Source organism: Microbacterium altimontanum (assembly GCF_058349865.2).
Map to the genome: position 1 here is coordinate 322,162 of NZ_JBYRJB020000005.1, position 15,560 is coordinate 337,721.

General features: G+C 71.6%; 16 protein-coding genes and 1 riboswitch. Of the genes, 12 read left to right on the forward strand and 4 right to left on the reverse strand.

Features of this window, described 5'->3' with window-relative positions:
* Nucleotides 1–36: 36 nt before the first annotated feature.
* Nucleotides 37–1,578: a D-alanyl-D-alanine carboxypeptidase family protein gene (locus tag AC3RX1_RS10990; protein WP_491501275.1), complete on the reverse strand. Its 1,542-nt coding sequence runs from the start codon at nucleotides 1,576–1,578 to the stop codon at nucleotides 37–39.
* 33 nt (nucleotides 1,579–1,611) lie between these two features.
* Nucleotides 1,612–1,720: riboswitch (TPP riboswitch) on the forward strand.
* Between AC3RX1_RS10990 and AC3RX1_RS10995 the strand changes: the two genes are divergently transcribed.
* The 4 genes from AC3RX1_RS10995 (at nucleotide 1,713) to AC3RX1_RS11010 (ending at nucleotide 6,160) form a co-directional block, all read left to right on the forward strand.
* The gene (locus AC3RX1_RS10995; RefSeq protein ID WP_491501276.1) at nucleotides 1,713–2,360 is read left to right on the forward strand and encodes an ECF transporter S component; all 648 of its coding nucleotides are present in this window, start codon (nucleotides 1,713–1,715) and stop codon (nucleotides 2,358–2,360) included. (Overlaps the previous riboswitch by 8 nt.)
* Nucleotides 2,361–2,368: 8 nt before the next feature.
* Complete coding sequence (locus AC3RX1_RS11000; RefSeq protein WP_491501277.1) at nucleotides 2,369–3,859, forward strand: ABC transporter ATP-binding protein; 1,491 nt, start codon at nucleotides 2,369–2,371, stop codon at nucleotides 3,857–3,859.
* Nucleotides 3,856–4,638: an energy-coupling factor transporter transmembrane component T family protein gene (locus AC3RX1_RS11005; protein WP_491501278.1), complete on the forward strand. Its 783-nt coding sequence runs from the start codon at nucleotides 3,856–3,858 to the stop codon at nucleotides 4,636–4,638. Before AC3RX1_RS11000 ends, AC3RX1_RS11005 begins: the two co-directional genes overlap by 4 nt.
* A 70-nt stretch (nucleotides 4,639–4,708) precedes the next feature.
* A complete protein-coding gene (locus AC3RX1_RS11010) occupies nucleotides 4,709–6,160 on the forward strand; it encodes a sugar porter family MFS transporter (RefSeq protein WP_491501279.1) in 1,452 nt (483 codons plus the stop codon).
* A 52-nt stretch (nucleotides 6,161–6,212) separates the two neighbouring features.
* On the opposite strand, the gene AC3RX1_RS11015 is transcribed toward AC3RX1_RS11010, so the two are convergent.
* Complete coding sequence (locus AC3RX1_RS11015) at nucleotides 6,213–6,938, reverse strand: phosphotransferase (protein WP_491501280.1); 726 nt, start codon at nucleotides 6,936–6,938, stop codon at nucleotides 6,213–6,215.
* 108 nt (nucleotides 6,939–7,046) lie between these two features.
* Here AC3RX1_RS11015 and AC3RX1_RS11020 point away from each other — a divergent pair, with 108 nt between their 5' ends.
* Together AC3RX1_RS11020 and AC3RX1_RS11025 are read left to right on the forward strand one after the other, a co-directional pair.
* A complete protein-coding gene (locus AC3RX1_RS11020; RefSeq protein ID WP_491501281.1) occupies nucleotides 7,047–8,321 on the forward strand; it encodes an HNH endonuclease family protein in 1,275 nt (424 codons plus the stop codon).
* A gap of 164 nt (nucleotides 8,322–8,485) precedes the next feature.
* The gene (locus tag AC3RX1_RS11025) at nucleotides 8,486–8,668 is read left to right on the forward strand and encodes a CsbD family protein (protein WP_491501282.1); all 183 of its coding nucleotides are present in this window, start codon (nucleotides 8,486–8,488) and stop codon (nucleotides 8,666–8,668) included.
* 65 nt (nucleotides 8,669–8,733) lie between these two features.
* On the opposite strand, the gene AC3RX1_RS11030 is transcribed toward AC3RX1_RS11025, so the two are convergent.
* Nucleotides 8,734–9,279, reverse strand: coding sequence for a Dps family protein (locus AC3RX1_RS11030; RefSeq protein WP_491501283.1), 546 nt, complete (start codon nucleotides 9,277–9,279; stop codon nucleotides 8,734–8,736).
* 243 nt (nucleotides 9,280–9,522) lie between these two features.
* Here AC3RX1_RS11030 and AC3RX1_RS11035 point away from each other — a divergent pair, with 243 nt between their 5' ends.
* The 4 genes from AC3RX1_RS11035 (at nucleotide 9,523) to AC3RX1_RS11050 (ending at nucleotide 12,534) form a co-directional block, all read left to right on the forward strand.
* Nucleotides 9,523–9,876, forward strand: a complete 354-nt coding sequence (locus AC3RX1_RS11035; protein ID WP_491501284.1) for a hypothetical protein — start codon at nucleotides 9,523–9,525, stop codon at nucleotides 9,874–9,876.
* Nucleotides 9,877–10,031: 155 nt separating this feature from the next.
* Nucleotides 10,032–10,793: an SDR family NAD(P)-dependent oxidoreductase gene (locus AC3RX1_RS11040; RefSeq protein ID WP_491501285.1), complete on the forward strand. Its 762-nt coding sequence runs from the start codon at nucleotides 10,032–10,034 to the stop codon at nucleotides 10,791–10,793.
* Nucleotides 10,790–11,626, forward strand: coding sequence for an enoyl-CoA hydratase/isomerase family protein (locus tag AC3RX1_RS11045; protein ID WP_491501286.1), 837 nt, complete (start codon nucleotides 10,790–10,792; stop codon nucleotides 11,624–11,626). The genes AC3RX1_RS11040 and AC3RX1_RS11045 overlap by 4 nt, the downstream gene beginning before the upstream one ends.
* Nucleotides 11,627–11,652: 26 nt before the next feature.
* Nucleotides 11,653–12,534 carry an SDR family oxidoreductase gene (locus AC3RX1_RS11050; RefSeq protein ID WP_491501287.1) on the forward strand — a complete coding sequence of 294 codons (882 nt, stop codon included), beginning with the start codon at nucleotides 11,653–11,655 and terminating at the stop codon, nucleotides 12,532–12,534.
* A 151-nt stretch (nucleotides 12,535–12,685) separates the two neighbouring features.
* Here the strand turns inward: AC3RX1_RS11050 and AC3RX1_RS11055 are convergent, their stop codons facing one another.
* The gene (locus AC3RX1_RS11055; protein WP_491501288.1) at nucleotides 12,686–13,258 is read right to left on the reverse strand and encodes a phosphorylase family protein; all 573 of its coding nucleotides are present in this window, start codon (nucleotides 13,256–13,258) and stop codon (nucleotides 12,686–12,688) included.
* Between the two features lie 63 nt (nucleotides 13,259–13,321).
* Here AC3RX1_RS11055 and AC3RX1_RS11060 point away from each other — a divergent pair, with 63 nt between their 5' ends.
* Together AC3RX1_RS11060 and rlmN are read left to right on the forward strand one after the other, a co-directional pair.
* A complete protein-coding gene (locus AC3RX1_RS11060) occupies nucleotides 13,322–14,062 on the forward strand; it encodes a sulfite exporter TauE/SafE family protein (protein WP_491501387.1) in 741 nt (246 codons plus the stop codon).
* Between the two features lie 228 nt (nucleotides 14,063–14,290).
* Nucleotides 14,291–15,532: a dual-specificity RNA methyltransferase RlmN gene (gene rlmN, locus AC3RX1_RS11065; protein ID WP_491501289.1), complete on the forward strand. Its 1,242-nt coding sequence runs from the start codon at nucleotides 14,291–14,293 to the stop codon at nucleotides 15,530–15,532.
* Nucleotides 15,533–15,560 lie beyond the last annotated feature (28 nt).

Below are 15,560 nucleotides of genomic sequence, written 5' to 3' on the forward strand. Positions count from 1 at the left end.
CCTACCCGCGGGCGGAGCGCCGCGGCGTCGTCAGCGTCAGTTGACGCCGAGCAGGTCGAGCGGATGCGTCGCCCGCCACCAGAAGTCAGGACCCTCGACGTCCCGGGCGAGCGTCGCCGTGACCGTGGTGGCGTTCACGGGACCGGTGGCGGTCACCGTGCCCGCTGCGGTGCCCTTGTCCCACTCGTCGCCGAGCGCGAGCTTCGCGGTCGTCGTCGCCGTCGCTCCGTTCCACAGCACGACCTGCGCCGGCTCGGCGGTCACCACCGGCACGGTCTCGCCCCAGGCGGTCTGCACGGTGCCGACGCGGGTGCCGGCGGCGAGCGCGGGGGAGTTCTGCAGCTGCGCCGTGACCTGCGCGAGCAGGGCGCGCGTGGCGGCGGTGCGGGTCTTCTCGTTCGGCTGGTGCAGCGTCACCGCATCGACCCGCACCGTCGTCGACCCGACCGTCACGTCCTTCGCGACGAGGAGGTTGTACCCGTCGAGCGTCCCCGTCTTCAGCCCGATGACGCCGGCGTCGCCGATGAGTGTGTTCGTGTTCTTCACCGTGCCGGCGCCGGGCAGCTCGACGGACTTCTTCGCCACGATCTCGGCGATCACCGGGTCGCTCATTGCGAGCTCCGCGAGCTGCACGAGGGCGGCGGGCGTCGCGACGTTGCCGGGATCGATTCCGGTCGGGTCGCTGATCCGGATGCCGGTCACGCCATGGGCGGTCAGCCACTTCTCGGCGGCCGATGAGAACACCTCGTTGTTCGGCCAGATGTTCCACGCGAGCCGCGCGGCGTAGTTGCCGGCCGAGCCCAGCAGCATGCCCTCCAGCAGTTGGTACTGCGTGAGAGCGCCGCCGGCCGGCACGTCGAGCGCCGATTCGTTGCGCCGCAGGAACTGCCAGTACTCGTCGCGGTCGCGGTAGGTGAAGCGGTACTCGGGCCCCTGCTCGCCGACCTTGAGCGGCATCTCGTCGAGCACGAGGAGCGCGGTCACGACCTTCGTGATGCTCGCCATGGTGACGGCTTCGGTGGCCGAGGCGGTCGTGGCCCCCACGCCGTCGACACCGACGGCCGCCGAGCCGGCCTTCGGCCAGGTGACGGATGCGGCGGGCGCCGCGATCGGGGCGATCCTGCTCGCGGCAACGGTCGGGGCGACCGAGGTGAGCGGCCACACCGCGGCACTCGTGCAGTACGCCGCGATCAGCAGGACGACGATCCCGATCGGCACGAGCACGCCGGCGCGCAGCGGCGAGCGCCGTGGAAGACCGGCGAGCAGCGGCACGGTGGCCGGCACGAGGGTCGTGGTGACGTCGAGCGACGGCTGTGGCGTCGCGGTCGTGCTCGTCGAGGCGTGCACCGCCGAGAGCGTGCCGCCGTCCCACCAGTCGAGCGCGGCCTGCGATGTCGCCGTGGACGTCATGGTCTGAGCGGTCGGCGGCTCGACCTCGAGTGCGCCCGGATCCGCGTCCTCCAGCGGGGGCGCGGCGTCCGCCGTCGCAGTGCCGCTCTCCGTCGACGCCGGCGCTGCGCCCATCGCCGGCGTCGGCGCGTCGACCGGCTGGTCGGGCGTCGAATCGGCGGTGCTCACCAGCCCACGGTACCCGACCGGCGACTATACTCATCGGCAAACCACGGGAGTCCGGTGTGCCGGGCTGAGAGGAAGCGAACACGCTTCGACCGTCGAACCTGATCTGGGTCATGCCAGCGCAGGAAGGGAGCATCATGCACACATCCGTGTCCGCGCAGCCGCAGGCTGCCGCATCCGTCCGCCGTCACCGCTGGCGCGTCGTCGACATCGTCGTCGCCAGTGTCATCGGTGTCGCGGCGGGCGTCATCTTCTGGGTCTGGGGTCAGGCGTGGACGCCGCTGTCGACCGGCCTCGCGTTCCTGCCCGGCCTCGAGGGGCTGCTCGCCGGCGGCTGGCTGTTCGCCGGGGTCCTCGGCGGCCTCGTGATCCGCAAGCCGGGCGCCGCGCTCTACACCGAGATCGTCGCCTCCGTCGTCTCGATGGCGGTCGGGACGCAGTGGGGCCCGTTGACGTTCCTCTGGGGCGTCGTCGAGGGGATCGGCGCGGAGCTCGGCTTCGCGCTGCTGCTGTACGGCAACTGGAAGCTGGTCGGCGCGCTCGTCTCGGGGGCGGTGGCAGGGCTCTCCACGGCGATCCTCGACACGAACTTCAGCTCGATCGCCGCGCAGTCGTTCGGCTTCCGCGCGATCTACTTCGCCTCGGCCATCGTCTCGGGCATCGTGATCGCGGGATTCGTGTCGTGGCTCATCGTGCGGGCGCTCGCGGCCACCGGCGCGCTCGACAGGTTCGGCGCGGGGCGCGAAGCGCGCGCCCGCGAGGCCGACGACCCCGACGCGGCCTAGGGCCCGCCGTGGCAGACGCGTCGCTTCGCCCCGCCTCGGTCGCCGCCCGGGGCTGGGGCTGGCGCCATGCCGGCCGCCGCCGCTGGGCGCTGAGCGGGCTCGACCTCGACATCCCCGCCGGTCAGCGCGTGCTGCTGCTGGGAGCGAGCGGCGCCGGCAAGAGCACGCTGCTGCGCGGGCTCGCCGGAGTGCTCGGCGATGCCGAGGACGGCGACGAGGCAGGAACCCTGCGGGTCGACGGGATGCCGCCGGCCGGCGCCCGCGGACGGGTCGGGCTCGTGCTGCAGGACCCCGACGCGCAGGTCGTCCTCGCGCGGGTCGGCGACGACGTCGCCTTCGCGTGCGAGAACCTCGGCGTGGCGCGCGATGAGATCTGGCGGCGAGTGGATGCGTCGCTCGACGCGGTCGGGCTGGCGCTTCCCCGCGAGCATCCCACCGCGAAGCTCTCCGGCGGGCAGAAGCAGCGGCTCGCCCTCGCGGGTGTGCTCGCGATGCGTCCGGGGCTCGTGCTGCTCGACGAGCCGACGGCGAACCTCGACCCGGAGGGGGCGGTCGAGGTGCGGGACGCCGTGCTCGCCGCCGCTCGGGGAGCCACGCTCGTCGTGGTCGAGCACCGCGTCGACCTCTGGGCGGCGCAGATGGACCGCGTGATCGTGCTCGGCGACGAGGGACTCATCGCCGACGGCACGCCCGACGACGTGTTCGGCCGGCACGCGGCGGCGCTGTCGACCGCCGGCGTCTGGGTGCCGGGCGCCGCGCCGTGGCGCTCGCCCCGCCCGCACCGGGTCGGACCCGCGCCGGCGCTGCTCGAGACGCAGGATCTCGCGGTGGGGCGGCGGCCGTTCGGCTCCCGCACGGCGCAGGCTGCCGCATCCGGCATCGCCACCCGCGTCGAGACGGGGCGCGCGCTCGCCGTGACCGGGCCGAACGGCGCCGGCAAGTCGACGCTCGCGATGACGCTCGCCGGCCTGCTCGAACCGGCCGCGGGACGCCTCGCCGCCACCGAGGAGCTGCGGGCAGGGCTCAAGGCCGCCGATCCGACGCGGTGGCGCTCCCGCGAGCTGCTCAGCCGCATCGGGATGGTGTTCCAGGAGCCCGAGCATCAACTGCTCACCGCGCGCGTGCGCGACGAGCTCGCCGTGGGGCCGAGGGCCCTCGGACACGGCGACGCAGAGGTGGCCGCTGTCGTCGACCCGCTACTCGAACGGCTGCGGCTCGCACGGCTCGCCGGGGTGAACCCCTTCACCCTGTCGGGAGGCGAGAAGCGGCGGCTCACCGTGGCCGCGGCTCTCGCGACCCGGCCGCGCGTGCTCGTGCTGGACGAGCCGACCTACGGGCAGGACGCCCGCACATGGCGCGAGCTCGCCGACCTGATCGACGAGGTGCGGGATGCCGGGACCGCCGTGGTCTTCGTCACGCACGACCGCGACCTCGTCGACGCGCTCGCCGACCGAGAGCTGCGGCTCGGCGGCGTCGCCGTCGTGGGGACGAGCCGATGAGCGTGCTCGCCGCCGACCCGACGGCGCGGGTCGCCTCGTTCAACCCGGTCGCGAAGCTCGGCGCGACCCTCGTCGTGACGGTCACGCTGCTGCTGTCGATCGACCCGGTCTCGGCCGGAGTGACGCTCGTCTGCGTGCTCGCGCTCATGCCGTTCACCGGGCTGAGCGCACGCACGCTGTGGCTGCGGTCGTGGCCCCTGCTGCTGGCCGCGGTGCTCGGCGCCGTGGTGACGGTGCTCTACGGCCGGCCGTCCGGGCAGACGTACCTGCAGTGGGGGCTCGTGCACGTGAGCGACGGCTCGCTGCAGCTCGCCCTCGCCATCCTGCTGCGCGTGCTGGCCATCGCGCTGCCGGCCGTCGTGCTGCTGTCGACCACCGATCCGACCGACCTCGCCGACGGCCTCTCGCAGATCCTCCGGCTCCCCGCCCGATTCGTGCTCGGCGGCCTCGCCGGACTGCGGCTCGTCGGCCTGCTCGTCGAGGATTGGCGGGAGCTGTCGCTCGCACGCCGCGCCCGCGGAGTGGCCGACGCCGGGCGGGTGCGTCGGTTCCTCGGGCAGTCGTTCGCCCTGTTCGTCCTTGCGATCCGCCGCGGCACGAAGCTCGCCACGGCGATGGAGGCGCGCGGCTTCGGCGCACCCGTCGCCCGCACGTGGGCGCGACCGTCGCGGCTGCGGCCGCGGGATGGCGTGCTGCTGCTGATCGCGCTGGCGGTGGCCGCCGCATCCGCCGCCCTCGCCGTGGCAGCCGGCACGTGGACGTTCGTCTGGGCGCTCTGACGCTCCGCGTCGCAGAACCGGGTCGGAGAACCCCTGTCGCAGCGGCCGGCATCGGCGTAACGTCCGCCTTATGGAGAGCACCAAGGCCGGGCTCCTCGAGACGCTCGACACACGCGACATCGGCCGGTTCTACATCTACCTCGCGATCCTTGCGACGATCGGCGGGTTCCTGTTCGGCTTCGACTCATCGAACATCGGCTCCGCGCTGGTGTTCCTCCCGTTCGAGCTCGGACCCGTGGCGATCGGCATCATCGTCGGCGGGGCATCGCTGGGCTCGTTCGTGGGCGCGCTCGTGGCCGGCCCGCTCACGGACAGATTCGGCCGAAAGTCGCTGCTGCTGGCCGACTCGGCGCTGTTCGCGATCGGCTCCCTCGTTTCGGCGTTCGCGTTCGAGCCCACGACCCTCACGATCGGACGGTTGATCATCGGGGTCGCGATCGGAGCCGACTCCGCGATCGCGACGGCCTACATCTCCGAATTCGCGCCGAAGGGGCGACGCGGTTCGCTCGCCATCATCCAGCAGTGGATGATCACGATCGGCATCCTCGCCGCGTACGTCATCGCCGTCGTCGTGCTCTGGATCGCGCCCGGTGCCGCCTCCACCGTCGACTGGCGCATCCTGCTGGGCATCGGGTTCATCCCCGCGATCGTCTCCCTGCTCATGCGGGCACGGATGCCGGAATCGCCGCGGTGGCTGCTCGAGCACGGCAAGGAGGAGAAGGCCCTGAAGGCGTTCCACACGCTCGGTCTCGACGCCACCCCGGACGAGGTGCATGCGGAGGCGGTCGCCGTGGCCGCGCAGCAGGAGCGGCTCGCAGCCCGGACGAAGTGGACGAAGCCGGTCAAGCGCGCGCTCGTCATCGTGTGCGTGTTCTTCATCCTGCAGCAGATCACCGGCATCAACGTCGCGTTCTACTACGGCCCCCACCTGCTGCAGCCGTACTTCACCGGCCCGGGGACCACTGCGGTACAGGCGGAGATCTTCGGGGTCATCGCCGCCGGCATCCTCGCCGTGGTGAACGTCATCGCGACGTACTTCGCCTTCCGGTTCATCGACAGCGTCGGGCGGCGGCGGCTCGCGATCGGCGCGTACATCGGGATGGCGGTGTTCCTCCTGGTCGGCGCGTACGGCGCATCCTTCATGTCCGGGGTGCCGCAGCTGATCGTGATCATGGTGGGGTTCGCGCTGTTCATCTCGTGCTTCGCCATCGGCATCGGCGGAACCGGGTGGCTGCTGCAGGGCGAGGTGTTCCCGACGGCGGTGCGGGGGCGCGCGTCGGGCATCGGCGCGGCGGTCGACTGGCTCGCCAACTACGGACTCGTGCTGGCCTTCCCGATCATGCAGGTGGGTCTCGGCCTCGGCTGGGTGATGATCATCTTCGCCGTGCTGTGCGTGATCGGCGTCTTCTTCGTCTACTTCTTCCTGCCCGAGACCAAGGGCAAGTCGGTGGAAGAGGTGGTCGCGCTGTTCGACGGCCCGGTGAACCGGAAGGATCCGTCGCGGCCGTCGGTCACGGTCTGAGCCCGGGCCTCACACCCCCAGGTCGCGTTCCACCCTCAGGTCGCGTTCCCCCTCAGGTCGCATTCCACAGGGCGCGGTAGTACGCCAGCCGTGCCGCGTCGGGCGCGACGCCGTACGCCGCGATGAGGGCCTCGTCCCACCCCGGGCCGTAGTTCCACTCGGTGCTCATCGACGCGACGGCGATATCGGCCCAGCGATCGGCGACGCCGAGCGAGCCGAGGTCCACGTGGGCGACGGGGTCGCCGGCGTCGTCGAGCAGCGTGTTCGGGCAGCACGCGTCGCCGTGGCACACGACGAGCAGGTCGTCGGGCGGGGGAGTGCGCAGCTTCTCGGGAAGCAGGATGCCGCGGCCCGCCGCGTCGGCGACGCGGTGCGCGACGCTCCAGTCGAACGGGCACTCCGCGACGGGCAGCGCGTCGTGCAGCGCGCGGAGCCCGCGACCGATCGCCGGCACGGCGACCTCGGGCCGGGCGATCCAGTGCGGGTCGACGGTCGAGCGCCCCTCGATGGCCGCCGTGACGAGCCATCCCTGCGCCCCGTCCTGCCCGACGTCGAGCACCGTCGGTACGCGGATGTGCGAGCCGGCCCAGCGCAGCCGCTCGGCCTCGGCCGCCACGTCGAGTTCGGGATGCCGCGGCCCCCACTTGATGTAGCGGTCGTCGTCGGTGCGGAACGTCACTCCGCCGAGATCGTTGCGCCACACCGGGGCAAGTGCCGCCGTGCCGGCGATGAGCGCCACGGCATCGGGCACCGCCACTGCCTCCAGCGGGATCGACATGGCTCCATCCTGCCCGCTGGCCGCGAAGCACCTATTATGAGAAGCGTCTCATTTCCGGGATTGCGAGCAGGAACAGAGCGGAGAAGGGGCGTCGCACGCCCACCACACATGAAGAGACCATTCCTTCGCCGGCCGTCGACGTGGATCGGCTTCGGCCTGTCGGCCCTGCTCCTCGTGATCGCCGGCACCTCGACCGGCGTCGGCGGAATGCTCATCATGGCCGGCCTCATCGGCCTCGGCACGGGTGTCTACACGCTCGTCACGCGCCGGGGCTCCTGGCTGGCCCTCGCGGGCCGCAAGGCCGGAGCGGGCGTCGCCATCGCGGCTCTCGTGGTCACGTGCGTCGGCAGCGGGGTGTACGCCGCCACCGGCGAGGGCCGCGCACCGGCGACGCATCCGTCTGCCGTCGCCGCAGGCGATGCCACGGAACGTCCCGTCTCGAGCGGCCCCACCGCGGCGTCGGCAACCTCGCCCGCGCCGTCGCGCGTCGCGTCGGCTCCCTCCCCGACGCCGACCGCCGCGACGGCGACGCCGCGGCCGGGTGCGAACACCGCGCTCGCGCTGCTCGAGACCCTGCCCGTGAAGGGGCGGGCGCCGAAGACCGGGTACGAGCGCGCCGTCGTCTTCGGTCCCGCCTGGCAGGACGTCGACCGCAACGGCTGCGACACCCGGAACGACATCCTGCGCCGCGACCTCAAGAGCGTAGGTGTCAAGGCGAACACGCACGGATGCGTCGTGCTCACCGGCACGCTCACCGACCCGTACAGCGGCAGGAGCATCGCGTTCACGCGCGGACAGGGCACGTCGACGGCCGTGCAGATCGACCATGTCGTGGCGCTCATGGACGCGTGGCAGAGCGGTGCGCAGCAGCTCAGCCAGGACCGGCGCGAGGAGCTCGCGAACGACCCGGTGAACCTGCTCGCCGTCTCGGGCCCGGTGAACGCGAGCAAGGGGGCCGGCAACGCCGCCACCTGGCTTCCGCCGTCGAAGAGTTACCGCTGCGCGTACGTCGCGCGCCAGGTGACGGTCAAGGCGAAGTACGGGCTGTGGGTGACGGCGGCCGAACACGATGCGATCGCCCGCATCCTGCACACCTGCCCGGAGCAGAAGGTCGCGTCGGCCGGCAGCATCGTGCTGATGCCGGATGCCGTGGCGAAGGCGCCCGCCCCGAAGGCCGCGCCGAGCAAGCCTGTCCCGCACAAGACGGTCGCGCCGAAGCCGGCCCCGACCAAGCCCGCAGCGCCGAAACCGGCGGCGCCGCGCGTGGTGCACCCGGGGGCGTTCTGTGCGCCGGTCGGCGCGCACGGCGTGACGTCGAAGGGCACGTCCATGGTGTGCAGCGTCAAGGCTGGACAGGACCGCGCTCGCTGGCGTCGCGGCTGATCGTCCCGCAGCGTCGGGATGAGCCTCCGGCGGAGCGGCCGCGCTCACGGGACTGTGCCAGGACGACGGGCACACGTCAAGCCCCTGTTCCGGCGGTGCTCGCTCGGCTGGGATGGACCCATCGAGAGGGATCACGAGTCCCCGTCCAGACGAAGGAGGCCATGATGGGCATCGACGACAAGATTCAGAATGAGGCGGAAGACCTCAAGGGCAAGGGCAAGGAAGCCATGGGCAAGGCAACCGACGACCACAGCATGGAAGCCGAAGGCAAGATGGACCAGGCCAAGGCCGGCGTGAAGAAGGCGGCCGAGGACGTGAAGGACGACGTCAAGGACAGCTTCGACTGACCTGCACTCATGACGAAGCGGCCGGGACTTCCGGCCGCTTCGCCGTGCGCTGACCGGCGGTCAGGTCACTTCTTCTCGGGCACGCGGTTCTCGGCGCTCACCATCCAGGAGAACTGCTCGAGGCTCTCGAGGATCTCGTGCAGCAGGTCGGCGGTCGTCGGGTCCTCCTCGTCGACGGCGTCGTGCACTCCCCGCACGGTCCCGATCACGGCGTCGAGGCGCTCGGTCATGAGGTCGATGACCGTCGTCGTGGCGATCTCGCCCTGCGGGATCTCCGGCAGGGTCGTGGTCTCGGCGATCGTGTCGCTGCGTCCGTCGGGCAGCGCGTGCAGGGCACGCATCCGCTCGGCGATCACGTCGCTGAAGCGGCGAGCCGCCTCGATGATTTCGTCGAGCTGGCGGTGGGTGTCGCGGAAGTTCGTCCCGACGACGTTCCAGTGCGCCTGCTTGCCCTGCAGCGACAGCTCGAGCAGGTCCACGAGGACCGCCTGCATGTTCTTGCTCAGCTGCGCCGATGCCCGGAAGCCGCTCTCGGCGTTCTGCTCCTTGGTGAGCTTGGCTCCGGTGTCACCGGCGGCGCGGCGGCGGTTTTTGGTGGGCTGATCGGCCATGTTTCCTCCTCAGGGGATGGGTACTGGCCCCGAGGATAGGCGGCGGCTGCACCGGCCGGCACGGGCTTGCCCCGCCGTCTCGCCCGACGCTAGGCGCATGTCAAGACCGTCGCCACGCCCGGCGGACCGTCCTATCGTCGTCGTCGATCCGCCACGGTCGCGGCGAAGAGGGCCGGGCCACCGGCGATCGGGTAGGGCGCCGCGCGATCGAGCACGGTGCTGGCGGCAGACGAAGGGAGAAGGATGACGGTCAAGCTGAACGACGACGCTCTCGCGCACGCGCGCGAACTCGTCCGTGACGGGAAGATCACGCACGACGAGCGCGACGACTGGAGCGAGCACGCCCCGTCGACAGATGACGAGAACCGCTTCATCGACAAGAACGGCATGGCGGAGTTCACGCTCTGGCACCTCGGGGAGGACACCGAGAAGACAGAGGGCACGAAGGGCCGCTACCTCTTCCCGTCCGGCGATTTCCGCACGGTGCACCGGTGCGCGGTCATCTCCGGCGAGAGCCGGGCCGGGCAGTACGACCACACGAGCATCGAGAAGGCGCTCAAGCAGCTTCTGGAGTCCATCGACGAGGAATCGGACTGACCGAGCGGGGAATGGCCGTCCGCCGGGCAGCCCGGCGGACGGCGCACTAGCCTGGGGGGGCCGGCGCGGGCGCTTGCGTCGCCGTCGGCGACTGCGAGACGGAGTCTCGCGTAGGCTGACACTGAATGCCGACTCGGTCGTTCGAAGGAGAACACATGGACATCAGCGGAGCATCCGCCCTCGTCACCGGCGGTGCGAGCGGTCTGGGCCTCGCGACAGCGCGACGCCTCGCCGCGCAGGGAGCGCACGTCACGATCGTCGACCTGCCGACGTCGGCCGGCGCGGAGATCGCCGCAGAGCTCGGCGGCACGTTCGCCGCCGCCGACGTCACCGACTCCGAGCAGGTCGCCTCCGCGGCGCAGATCGCGGCGACCCCCGCCCCGCTGCGCGTGGTCGTGAACTGCGCGGGCATCGCCCCGCCCGCCAAGGTGCTCGACCGCGACGGCAACCCGTCGCCGCTGGCCGGCTTCGCGAAGGTCATCCAGGTCAACCTCATCGGCACCTACAACGTCATCTCGCAGGCCGCCGCCGTCATGTCGAAGACGGACCCGACCGAGTCGGGCGACCGGGGCGTCATCGTCAACACGGCGTCGGTCGCCGCCTTCGACGGGCAGATCGGGCAGCCCGCCTACTCCGCGAGCAAGGGCGGCGTGCACGCCATGACCCTCCCGATCGCCCGGGAGCTCGCGCGTTACGGCATCCGGGTCTGCACGATCGCGCCGGGGATCATGGAGACGCCGATGCTCGCCGGCCTTCCCGAGGCCGCTCAGGCGTCGCTCGGCGAGCAGGTGCCGTACCCGCAGCGACTCGGCACGCCCGACGAGTACGCCCGTCTCGCGCTGTCGATCATCGACAACGGCTACCTCAACGGCGAGACGATCAGGCTCGACGGGGCGATCCGGATGGCGCCGCGGTGAGCGACGCGACACCGTCCGCCCAGGGCCCGGCTGCGACGGGCGACGCCCCGCCGCGTGCACAGGATGCGGCTGAGCCGAGCGACGCTATCCTGCTGCGCGTCGACGACGGTCTGGCCCGCATCACCCTCAATCGCCCGGCGCGGCTGAACGCGTTCAACGCCGATTCGGCCCGCGCGTGGGCCGACATCGCGCGCGAGGCGACGAGCCGCGACGACGTCGGCGCGATCGTCATCGACGCCGCCGGCCGTGCGTTCTGCGCGGGCGGCGACGTGCGCGAGATGGCGGAGACGATGGGGTCCGGCGCCGACATCACCGAGCTGGCCGAGGTGATCAACACCGGCATCCGCGCCCTCGTCGAGTCCGCGGTCCCGGTGGTCGCCGCGGCGCAGGGCACCACCGCGGGCGGGGGCCTCGGCATCCTGATGGCAAGCGACTACGCGGTGATCGGGTCGGACTCCCTCATCGGCAGCCGGTACGCGAACGTCGGCCTGACGCCCGATCTGTCGGTGACGGCGCAGCTGGCGCGGGCGGTCGGCGAACGGCGGGCGCTGCAGCTCGTGCTGCAGGATCGGATGCTGTCGGCCGACGAGGCGCTCGACTGGGGACTCGTCGCCGAGGTCGTCGCACCCGACGCGGTCGGGCGGCGGGCCGAAGCGGTGGCACGGTTCTGGCTGGCCGGCGCCCGTGGGGCGTACGGGCAGGCCAAGCGGCTGGTCCGGTCGCAACCGGCGCGCTCGTTCGCCGAGCAGCTGAGCGAAGAGGCACGCTCGATCGGCGCCGCGTTCGACACCCCCGAAGCACAGGCGCGCATCCGCGCGTTCACGAAGCGCTGAACAGTCCGACGAGCAGGAGGCACGACATGACCGACAGCAGCATCACGCCGCCCGCCGACGCGGCCTCGGGCCGACCCGGGGCGCTCGCGGGCAAGACGATCCTGATGTCGGGCGGCAGCCGCGGCATCGGTCTGGCGATCGCGCTGCGCGCGGCTCGCGACGGCGCGAACATCGCCCTGCTCGCGAAGACCGACACCCCGCATCCCAAGCTCGAGGGCACCGTTCACACGGCGGCGGAGCAGATTCGCGCGGCCGGAGGGCAGGCGCTGCCGATCGTCGGCGATGTGCGCAACGACGACGACGTCGCCGAGGCGGTGCTGACCACCCGTGGCGAGTTCGGCGGGATCGACATCGTCGTGAACAACGCGAGCGTGATCGACCTCTCCGGGTCGCTCGAGCTCGCCGCGAAGAAGTACGACCTGATGCAGGACGTCAACGTCCGTGGCACGTTCATGCTGTCGCGGGCCGCGATTCCGGTGCTGAAGGATGCCGAGAACCCGCACATCCTCTCGCTGTCGCCGCCGCTGAACATCACGCCGCGCTGGCTCGGCGCGCACACCGGCTACACGCTCGCGAAGTACGGCATGACGATGGCCACCCTCGGGATGGCGGCGGAGTTCGTGAGCGACGGGATCGCCGCGAACACGCTGTGGCCCCGCACGACGATCGCCACCGCCGCCGTGCAGTACTCGCTCGGTGGCGAACGGATGATGCGGGCGAGCCGCACACCGGAGATCTACGCCGACGCGGCGTACGAGGTGTTCACGCAGCCGTCGCGCTCATTCACCGGACAGACGCTCGTGGTCGAGGAGGTGCTCGAGGCGGCCGGAGTCACCGACTTCGCGCGCTACGCCGCCGTGCCCGGCACGCCCGACGCCGAGCTCTTCCCCGACATCTTCCTCGACTGACAGGCTCCCCGGCTGACGCGCTCCCCGGCCGGCGCGCTCTCCGGCTGGCGCGCTCCCCGGGCGCTTCTCGGGCGCTTCTCGGGCGCGAGTTGCCCCGCGGTTCGTCGAGTTGCCCCTCGGTTGGCGCCTCAGTCCCGGAGGGTGGGGCCCCTCAGACGCCGTACTCGGCTCGCACGACATCGCGCAGCTCGGCGCTGCAGGCTGCGACGGTCGCGCGCCAGTCGGTGATGGCGTCGTCCTGGGCGCGATCCGACACCGCCTTGAGCACGCGGATCGGCACGCCGAACTGCTCGGAGACCCACGCGTAGGCGTAGGTCTCCATGTCGACGAGGCGCGCCCCGAGCGGCCGGATGGTCTCGACCGCCTCGGCGTCGTCGACGAAGTGGTCGCCGGTCGCGATCGTCACTCCTTCGCCGCGTTCGCTCCTCGGCGCGAGGAGCACCTGCGCGGGAAGCGAGACATGCTGTCCGACCACGCCGTCGATGTCGGTGACGTCGTGCTGGATCGCGACATCGATGTCGTGGACGCCGGCGTCGAGCCGCGCGTCGATCGCACCGGCGGTGCCGACGACGAGGACCTCGTCGTACTCCTTTGCGTCGAGTGCACGCGTCAGCGCGTATGTCGCCTGCAGCTTGCCGGGGCCCGTCACGAGCCGGTCGAAGCCGGGCAGCTCCTCCGGGAATGCGACGAGTTCGGCTTCGAGCGCTGCGACGAGAAGTTTCACCCGCCTATTCTTCCAGCCCGGCGCGGCCATCCCGCCGGGCTTCGGTAGCGTGGGCGGGTGCCGCTGCCCGATCTGACCGTCCTGGCCTGGGTCGCGCTCGTCGCGGGGGCGGCGATCATCGGGCTCTCCAAAGCGGCGCTGCCGGGAGCGGCGACGCTCGCCGTGGCACTGTTCGCGGCGGTGCTGCCGGCGAAGCAGTCGACGGGCGTCATCCTTCTGCTGCTGATCGTCGGCGATGTGTTCGCGCTCGCGGCCTACCGCCGGCACGCCGACCTGCGCACACTGCTGCGCCTCGCACCGGCTGTGATCGTCGGGCTCGTCGCCGGTGCCGTGTTCCTCGCGTTCGCCTCGGACGAGTGGGTGCGCCGGATGATCGCGGTCATCCTGCTCGCCGTCGTGGGCGTGACGCTCTGGCGGCGACGCCGTGCAGCGGATGCCGCGACTCGGGGCTCGCATCGGATCGCAGCGGGCGTCTACGGCGGCCTCGGCGGCTTCACCACGATGGTCGCGAACGCCGCGGGGCCGGTGATGTCGATGTACTTCCTCGCGGCGCGGTTCCCGGTCAAGGCGTTCCTCGGCACGTCGGCGTGGTTCTTCGCGATCGTCAACATCGCGAAGCTCCCGTTCTCGATCTCGCTCGGGCTCATCACGTGGCCGGGAGTGGCGCTCGATCTGGTGCTCGTGCCCGTCGTCGTCCTGGCCGCATTCGGCGGACGGACGATCGCGGGACGGATCAGTCAGAAGCTGTTCGATCGCGTCATCATCGTGCTCACGATCGCCGGATCGCTCTACCTCCTCGTCTGACTGGCACGATCGACGCATCCGGCGGGTACTGCTCGCGAACCAAGGGCCAACTCGGCGAACCGAGGGCCAACTCGGCGAACCGAGGGGCGACTCGGCGAACCGAGGGGCGACTCGGCGGACCGAGGGGCGACTCGGCGGACCGAGGGGCGACTCGGCGAACCGAGGGGCAACTCGGCGAACCGAGGGGCGACTCGGCATCTGTGCAGGAGCGCCGAATACCCTGGGGGGATGACCTCCACGCCCTCCTCCACCCCGCGCGCACCGCAGGTGCGGCCGAAGACCGAGGGCTGGACCCAGAAGAAGGATGCCGAGGGGCGGCCGCTCCTCCAGTTCGCGAGTCCGCGCCGCGGCAAGCCGCCGGCCCACTTCGCCGACCTCACTCCGCAGCAGCGGGTCGACAAGATGACGGAGCTGGGCCTTCCCGGGTTCCGTGCCGCGCAGCTCGAGAAGCACTACTTCACGCGCTACACCCACGACCCGGCCGAGATGACCGACCTCCCCGCCGAGGGGCGCGAGGGGCTCGTGCACACGCTGCTCCCGCCGCTGCTCACCGAGGTGCGGCGGCTGTCGACCGACCGGGGCGACACGATCAAGTTCCTGTGGAAGCTCCACGACGGCGCGCTCGTCGAGTCGGTGCTCATGCGCTACCCCGGCCGCATCACGCTCTGCGTCTCGTCGCAGGCCGGGTGCGGCATGAACTGCCCGTTCTGCGCCACCGGCCAGGCGGGGCTGACCCGCAACATGTCGGCCGCCGAGATCATCGCGCAGGTGGTGCGCGCCAACCGCGCCATCGCCGACGGCGAGCTCGGCGACCCCAAGCGCGTCGGCCACGAGGGCGAGCGCGTCTCGAACATCGTCTTCATGGGCATGGGGGAGCCGCTCGCGAACTACAACCGCGTCATGCACGCCGTGCGCGTCATGACCGACAAGAAGCACGGCATGGGGATGAGCGCCCGCGGCATCACCGTGTCGACGGTCGGCCTGGTGCCGGCGATCCGCAAGCTCGCCGACGAGGACATCCCCGTCACGTTCGCCCTGTCGCTGCACGCGCCCGACGACGAGCTGCGCGACGAGCTGATCCCGGTGAACTCCCGGTGGAAGGTCGACGAGGCGCTGGATGCGGCGCGCGCCTACTTCGACAAGACCGGTCGCCGGGTGTCGATCGAGTATGCCCTCATCAAGGACATGAACGACCATGGCTGGCGCGCCGACCTGCTCGGCGAGAAGCTCAACGCGCGCGGGCACGGATGGGTGCACGTGAACCCCATCCCGCTGAACCCGACGCCCGGATCGGTGTGGACCTCCTCCGAGAAGGCCGTGCAGGACGAGTTCGTCCGCCGGCTCGAGGCACACGGCATCCCGACGACGATCCGCGACACCCGCGGGAAGGACATCGACGGCGCGTGCGGCCAGCTCGTGGCGACCGAATCCGACCAGGAGGCCGCGGCGGCGACGCCCGTCGAGGCGTGACCGGTGCTCACCGCGCACACAACGATCC